This window comes from Pseudofrankia coriaricola (assembly GCF_001854805.1).
Lineage (GTDB): Bacteria > Actinomycetota > Actinomycetes > Frankiales > Frankiaceae > Pseudofrankia.
Genome location: NZ_MBLO01000146.1, coordinates 1 through 6,100 on the forward strand (window position 1 = coordinate 1; position 6,100 = coordinate 6,100).

General features: G+C 71.8%; 5 protein-coding genes. 3 read left to right on the top strand and 2 right to left on the bottom strand.

The window, feature by feature from the left end:
• Together BCD48_RS19945 and BCD48_RS19950 are read left to right on the top strand one after the other, a co-directional pair.
• On the top strand, positions 1–618 hold a 618-nt coding region (locus BCD48_RS19945), incomplete at its 5' end, for a tyrosine-type recombinase/integrase (protein WP_131804063.1).
• Positions 619–719: 101 nt separating this feature from the next.
• On the top strand, positions 720–995 hold the full coding sequence (locus tag BCD48_RS19950) for a hypothetical protein (RefSeq protein WP_071049941.1): 276 nt from the start codon (positions 720–722) through the stop codon (positions 993–995).
• A 236-nt stretch (positions 996–1,231) separates the two neighbouring features.
• Here the strand turns inward: BCD48_RS19950 and BCD48_RS49390 are convergent, their stop codons facing one another.
• Positions 1,232–1,591, bottom strand: a complete 360-nt coding sequence (locus BCD48_RS49390) for a hypothetical protein (protein ID WP_071049942.1) — start codon at positions 1,589–1,591, stop codon at positions 1,232–1,234.
• On the bottom strand, positions 1,588–5,769 hold the full coding sequence (gene mobF / locus BCD48_RS53880) for a MobF family relaxase (protein WP_491677151.1): 4,182 nt from the start codon (positions 5,767–5,769) through the stop codon (positions 1,588–1,590). The genes BCD48_RS49390 and mobF overlap by 4 nt, the downstream gene beginning before the upstream one ends.
• Here mobF and BCD48_RS19965 point away from each other — a divergent pair.
• Entirely contained in the window at positions 5,753–6,082 is a 330-nt protein-coding gene (locus tag BCD48_RS19965; RefSeq protein ID WP_241841707.1) for a transposase, read from the top strand. The two genes, mobF and BCD48_RS19965, sit on opposite strands and share 17 nt — an antisense overlap.
• Positions 6,083–6,100 lie beyond the last annotated feature (18 nt).

The following is a 6,100-nucleotide window of genomic DNA, read 5'->3' on the forward strand; positions in this document are numbered from 1 at the left end:
GTCCACCACCTCCTCAACGACGCGGTCGCGCGGACCGGCCTGCTCGACGCCGCGGGCGAGCCACTGTACTACAGCGCCCACGACTTCCGCAGAATATTCACCACGGAGGCCGTGACCGGAGGGCTCCCGGTCCATATAGCGGCACGGCTGCTCGGCCACCAGACGATAACCACGACACAGGCATATCTCGCCGTTTTCCAGGAAGATCTCATCCGGTCCTACAGGTCCTTTCTCGACGGCCGGCGGGCCGTCCGGCCCGARGCCGAGTACCGTGAGCCAACCGAGGAGGAATGGCGCGAGTTCCAGCAACACTTCCAAGCCCGCAAGCTGGAACTGGGCGACTGCGGCCGACCCTACGGCACAGGCTGCCAGCACGAACACTCGTGCCTGCGCTGCCCGATGCTGAGAGTCTCACCGGCCCAGCGAACCCGGCTGGTCGAAATCATTCGAAACCTCGATGACCGCATCAGCGAGGCCAAGATGAACGGCTGGCTCGGCGAAGTCGAAGGACTCCACTACAGCCGCACCAAAGCCAAAGAGAAACTCACCAGCCTCGACAAGACGATCCGCAACTCCCCGGGAACCCAGACCGACCTCGGGATCCCGACCATCAGATAGCAGCAGCGGCCGACACCAGCCACCCTTCCCCGGACGAACATTCCACATATCCGAGGAATGTCCTCTTTGCTTACTCCAGAAAAGACGTCGAGGTCACCCTTGTGTTCCGCGCCGGCCCGGTACCACCGCCAGCCGCCCTCGCCGCGCTCTCACCGGACGGGCCGATCGAGCACGAGCCCCCGCTGATCGCCCTCGGCGACCGGGGCCCCGCCCTGCATCGCGCTCTGGCGGGCGTGACGCTTGGCGCGTTCGACGAGCGCATCGTCACCTGGCTGGCGAGCTGGGATTCGCCGACGGTGGTCACCCTCGCGAGCCTGATCCACCGCGCCCGCGCCACCGAACGCACTCCGGCCCGCGCCGCCGCCCGCAGCGCCTGACGCCCAGATCCGCCCCGTAGACAGACTGGCGCCGACGGCCATCCTCTGTTGACGGCGCCAGCCGCCGGACCACGCCGGGCCGGCAGCGCAGATCGATGGAACCTCGCAGCGCTCGACTCGGACGGGGCCGGCCCGGCCGTCTGGGAATCCCGGCGACCCGGGAGCTGAATGGTTCAGCGACGCCGGAAACCTGGACGGACGTCGTGCCTGGTAGTGCGTCGCTGTGGCGGTGACGGTCACAGCGGAAGTGGCGGGTTGACGTCGAAGTCCGGCTGGCAGGCCTGGTCGTAGACGTGGGCGGCGGTCGGGTCGGCGGGGCGGTCGCCGAGGGCCCTGCGGACGGGGTCGGAATTGTCCGCGGTGGCGGGGGTGCCGTAGGGCAGGCCGAGGGTGTGGTGGCGGTAGTGCTCGACGCGGTGAGCCGCCTCGTCCCAGGCCGTGACGGCGGATCCGGTGGTGGGGCGAGGACCGAGCAGGGCAGTGAGGTAGTCGGCGGGTTTGGCGGTGGCGTCCAGGAACGCGCGGGTGGTCTGGCGGTCAAGCGCGGCGTCGAGGCGGGTCCGTCGGGCCGCAGCTGCGGCATGGGTCCGGGTCAAGGCGTGGGGCCGGCCGCGGCGGTGGGGTGGTTGAGCTGGTCGTCGAGGGTTCGCCGCTCGGTGAGCAGCGTGACTGTTGGCTGGGTGGCGAGGTGGTTGGTCTCGGCGGTGTCGAGGAGCCGGGTGACGGTGTTCCATTCCTGCTGCGGGGTCGTCGGGGCGGGCAGCTCGTACAGCTGGGCGTCGAGGCCTGCGGTCGTACACAGGTCGGTGACGCGGTGGGCGAGGACTGCGGCGCCGGTGCGGATGTCAGCGGAGGGCTCGGCGGCCAGAGCGGCTTGGAGCTGGTCGAGGTGGCGGCCGCTTTCGAGCAGGGCGTGTAGGCCGGCGATGGCGCGGTGACGAGGAACGGCTTCGTGGGGGCTGTGGAAACGGGTTCGAGCCTGGTCGGGGAGGGTCGCGGCCCAGGTGTCGGCGAGGCGGGTGGCCTGGTCGTGGAGGCGTAGCCACGGATCACGGTGCCGATCATGCCCGGTGGCGCCGGGGGGCGGTCCGGGGTCGTGGGGTGCGGTGTCGGGCTGGTGGCGGGCGTGGTAGATCGCCAGCGCGATGACGGCGTCGTCCCAGGCCGCCCCATCGGGCCCGGTCGGTGGGCGGGGGCCGATCCGGGCGAGGAGTTCCGGTGGTGGGTGGGTGACAGCGGTGGCGCGCAGGATGGTCTCGGCGGCAAGTTCGGCGCGGCGCAGCACGACCGGGCGCGGCAGGTCGGCGCTACTCGGCGCGACCGGCGCGACCGGCGCGTTCGGCGCGTTCGGCGCGTTCGGCGCGTTCGGCGCGTTCGGCGCGTTCGGCGCGTTCGGCGCGTCGACGATGGCGCCCGGTGGCGCGAGGTTCGGCGCGTCTGCCATGGGTGGTGGCGTCGCTGCGGTGTTCGGGTCGTCGGTGGCGCGCCGTCGGGTCGGTGTGGCGTGGTGAATGGGCAGCGCCTCTGGCGCGAGCGGTGACGCAGGCGTAGGTGCATTCGGCGCGTCAGCGCGGATCGGCGCTGGTACGCGCCGGGGCGGGTCCGCGGCGCGCGTGCCGCGCTCGTCATGGGCGTTATCGGGGTCGTTCGTCGTCTCGGTGTCGCCGCGAGCCTGCCGGCGACCTGCCGAGATGCGCTGGTCAGCGCGGTTGCCGGCGGCGAGGCGTAGGGCGGTGAGTTCGGCGAGGCTGTGGGTGAGGCGCAGGTGGTGGGCTTCGGTGGCGGCGGGGTCGTGGTCGGTGGCGAGGCGGTCGGGGCGGGTGTGAGCGAGGCGGTCGGCGAGCCGGTCGAGGGGGTTGTCGGGGTCGGGGCCGGCGGGCAGCCAGGTCTCGTCGTCGTCGCGCTCGTCGAGGTCGGTACGGCCCAGGACGTAGGCGTGGAGGTCGGTGCGGGCGCGCGAGAGCATGACGTACAGGCCGGGGCGGCTGGTGTCGTCGGGGACGACCGCACGGGCGGTATCCATCGTGGAGCTCTGGGCCTTGGCCGCGGTCAGCGCGTAGGCGTGACCGAGGCCGCCGGTGCGGCCGTCGTCGAAGCGGTGGGTCAGGTAGTCCCAGGGAACGCGGACGGTGCCCTTGCTCGGGAAGTGGACCTCGAGGGTCTGCTCGTAGGGGTTGGCGGCGAGGTGGACGGCGGTGACGACGCCGACGGTGCCGGTGCGGATGTAGGCGGAGGCGGGCCGGCCGGCGGGGACCAGGGTGTGGCCGGCCTGGGTCAGGGTGACGACCTCGTCGCCGGCCTGGAAATCCCGGTTGGCGACGTGCAGGGCCGGGCCGGTCAGGGTGGCGTCGGCGGCCAGTAGGACGCGGGCGGCGGTGTTGAGGGTGTCGACGTCGCGGTTGCGTTCGGCCATCATGTGGACCCCTGCCGGCCGGGGTGTCAGTACGGACTCCCCCATGCCGTGCCCACCCCGGCCGGCAGCATCCTCCAGGCGCTTGCCACCTTCACGACCGGCGGGCCCGTCCACCATGGCTGGGCGCGACGCGGCGCGGTCGCGCGCGCCGAGTTTCGCGCCGTGCGCGCCGCTGGAACCAGCGCGGTCGGCCGCGCCGCCGGTCGGAGTCGCGCTGTCCGCGTCGTCTGGGCGCGCCGGCGGCGCGGCGGCGCGCATGGTGGCGCGGTTCGCGCCGCCAGGATGCTCGGCGCCGGACTGGTTCGGCGCGTCGCTGGCCTTCGTGGCGCGGTTGGCGTTGTCCGGGTCGGCGCGGTTTGGCGCGTCGGTGCGGGGGCGGGTCGCGCCGAGGTGGTGGAGGCGTTCGGTGTACCAGTCGGCGACGGCGCGTTCCAGCAGCGCGTCGGCGCTGTCGGCGAGGTGGACCCGGCCGGCCGCGGCGAGCCGGTCGAGAGCGGCGCGGCTGGCCGGCGCGGTGTCGGCGCGCAACGCGGCGAGCGCGGCGCGAACCGGCGCCATCGCCGCACCGGCCTGCCGATGCACCGTCGTCAGCGCGGGGACGTCCGGGGTGTGGGCGGTGAGGTGCGCGAACCAGCCCCCGGCGCCGACCGAGCCGAGCTGAGCCGGGTCACCGAGCAGGATGACTACAGTGGCGGTGCGGGTGGCGTAGCGCAGGAGCCGTTCGGCGTCGCGGGTGGCGACCTGGGTCGCCTCGTCCACGATCAGCACCGAGCCCGCCGGCCAGACCGTGGCCGGGTCGTCGGCGTGGTCGAGCAGGGTCAGCCAGCTGGCCACGACCCGGGCCGGGACACCGATCCGCTCGCCGAGCTCCTCCGCCTGCCGGCCACCGTGCGCGGTCGCCAGCACCGGGTGGCCGGCGGCGGTGACAATGGCGGTCAGGGTCCGCATCGCCTCCGTCTTACCGGTGCCCGCCGGGCCGACCGCGACACGAACCAGATCGCCGCTGGTCAGCAGCTGGCGGACGAAGTCGGCCTGCTCGGCGGACAACGCCGGTCCCGCGGCGCCGACGGGTGCGGGGCGGGTAGCGGTCTCCAGCTGGGTATCGAGGAGCTCCGTGCCGACGAGGCGGCGGGGCGGAGCGCCGGCGGCGACCTGGCCCTGGCGGTACAGCGCGAACAGGGTGTCCTCGGCCGTCAGCAGGTTCTCGGTGGTGTAAAGCGGTTCGGGTTCGTGACGGCGCCGAGCACGGGTCGCGTCGTGCAGGACGACGACCCGCCGGTCAGCGAGAAACCGGTCGGACAGCCTCTCGATGCCCTCGGCACCGAGCCGATCACCAGCCCAGCCGGCAACCTGGCGGATCACATCGCGCCGCAGGAACGTGGTGGCCTGCGCGGTCAACCCGGACGCGCCAGCAAGCTGAGCGAACAGAGCGGCAACGTCGTCCTCCGCCACTTGGGCACGTGGCACCGGACGGCCGGTCAGGGTGGGAGCAAGCTCGCGAACCTGGGCGACAGTCCAACCAGCCGCGGTCAGCCGGTCGTGCTGGATCGCGGCTACCTGCTCATCGGCAAGAACCTTCTTCGGAGCACGCGAACGAAGCTGCGCCGCGGCGACCGTCGCACCAGACGGTTCCAACCCGGCCGCGACGAGCTGCGCGAACTCCTCGGTCACCTCGCCATGCCGCGTCGAGAACGCCCCCAGCAGATCCGCCGGGAAACCAGCGATCTCGGCAAGATTGTTACGCGCCGGCTCCCAGGTGACGCCACGGCGAGCGGACAGCTCATGGCGCAGCACCGCCGCACCGACATGACCAGCCGTCTTGACCTGGGCGAGCAGCACCTCCCCGTCGATCGCCCGCCACTCCCACCCACCAGGCCCCGAGTCGTCCGGGTCGCCCTGGACGACGACCGCGTTGATCAGCACGTTGTGGACATGCAGATGGGCCTCGTCGCTACGCGACACGTCATGCAGATACGACGCCACCGCCAGACCCAGCGCCCGCCGGTTCTCCCCCTGCACCGTGCCGAACGCGGCGTGACGCTCCAGGTAGCCGATCGTCGCGTCCACCGCCGCATCCAGCGCCGCCGCGATGTCAGCGCGCAGCGCCTCATCGCCGAACGCCCACAGCAGACTCACCGACTTCGGCACCGCACACACCATGTCGTAGCCGAGCACCGTCGCCGGCGGCGTCCGCGCCGCACACCACCGCTCCACCTCGGCCCGACGGATCCGCCACCACCCATCCGCCCCACGCTGCCCAACCAGCAGATCAGCCTCGCCGCGTCCCGCACGCTGCCCGGCACTCGGCGCACCGGCCTCTGGAGTGATCCCGGTTCTGTAGACAGTGGACGTACTTATCACTGACTACCAGGGAGATCCGGGGATGGGATCGATGCGGAGGAAGTTCACCCAGGAGTACAAGGATGAGGCAGTGGCTCTCGTCCTTGGTTCGGACCGTACGATCGCCGAGGTGGCGAAGAGCCTCGGGATCAACGAGACGAGCTTGGGGAGTTGGGTGAAGAAGGCGAAGGACACCGGCGAGGTTGGGGAGAAGCCGCTGTCGGTGTCGGAGCGCGCCGAGCTCGAGGAGCTGCGGAAGAAGAACGCACAGCTGCAGATGGACAACGCTTTCCTAAAAAAAGTGGCGAGCTTCTTCGCGAGCGACCAGAAGTAAGGTTCGAGTTCATCTCGG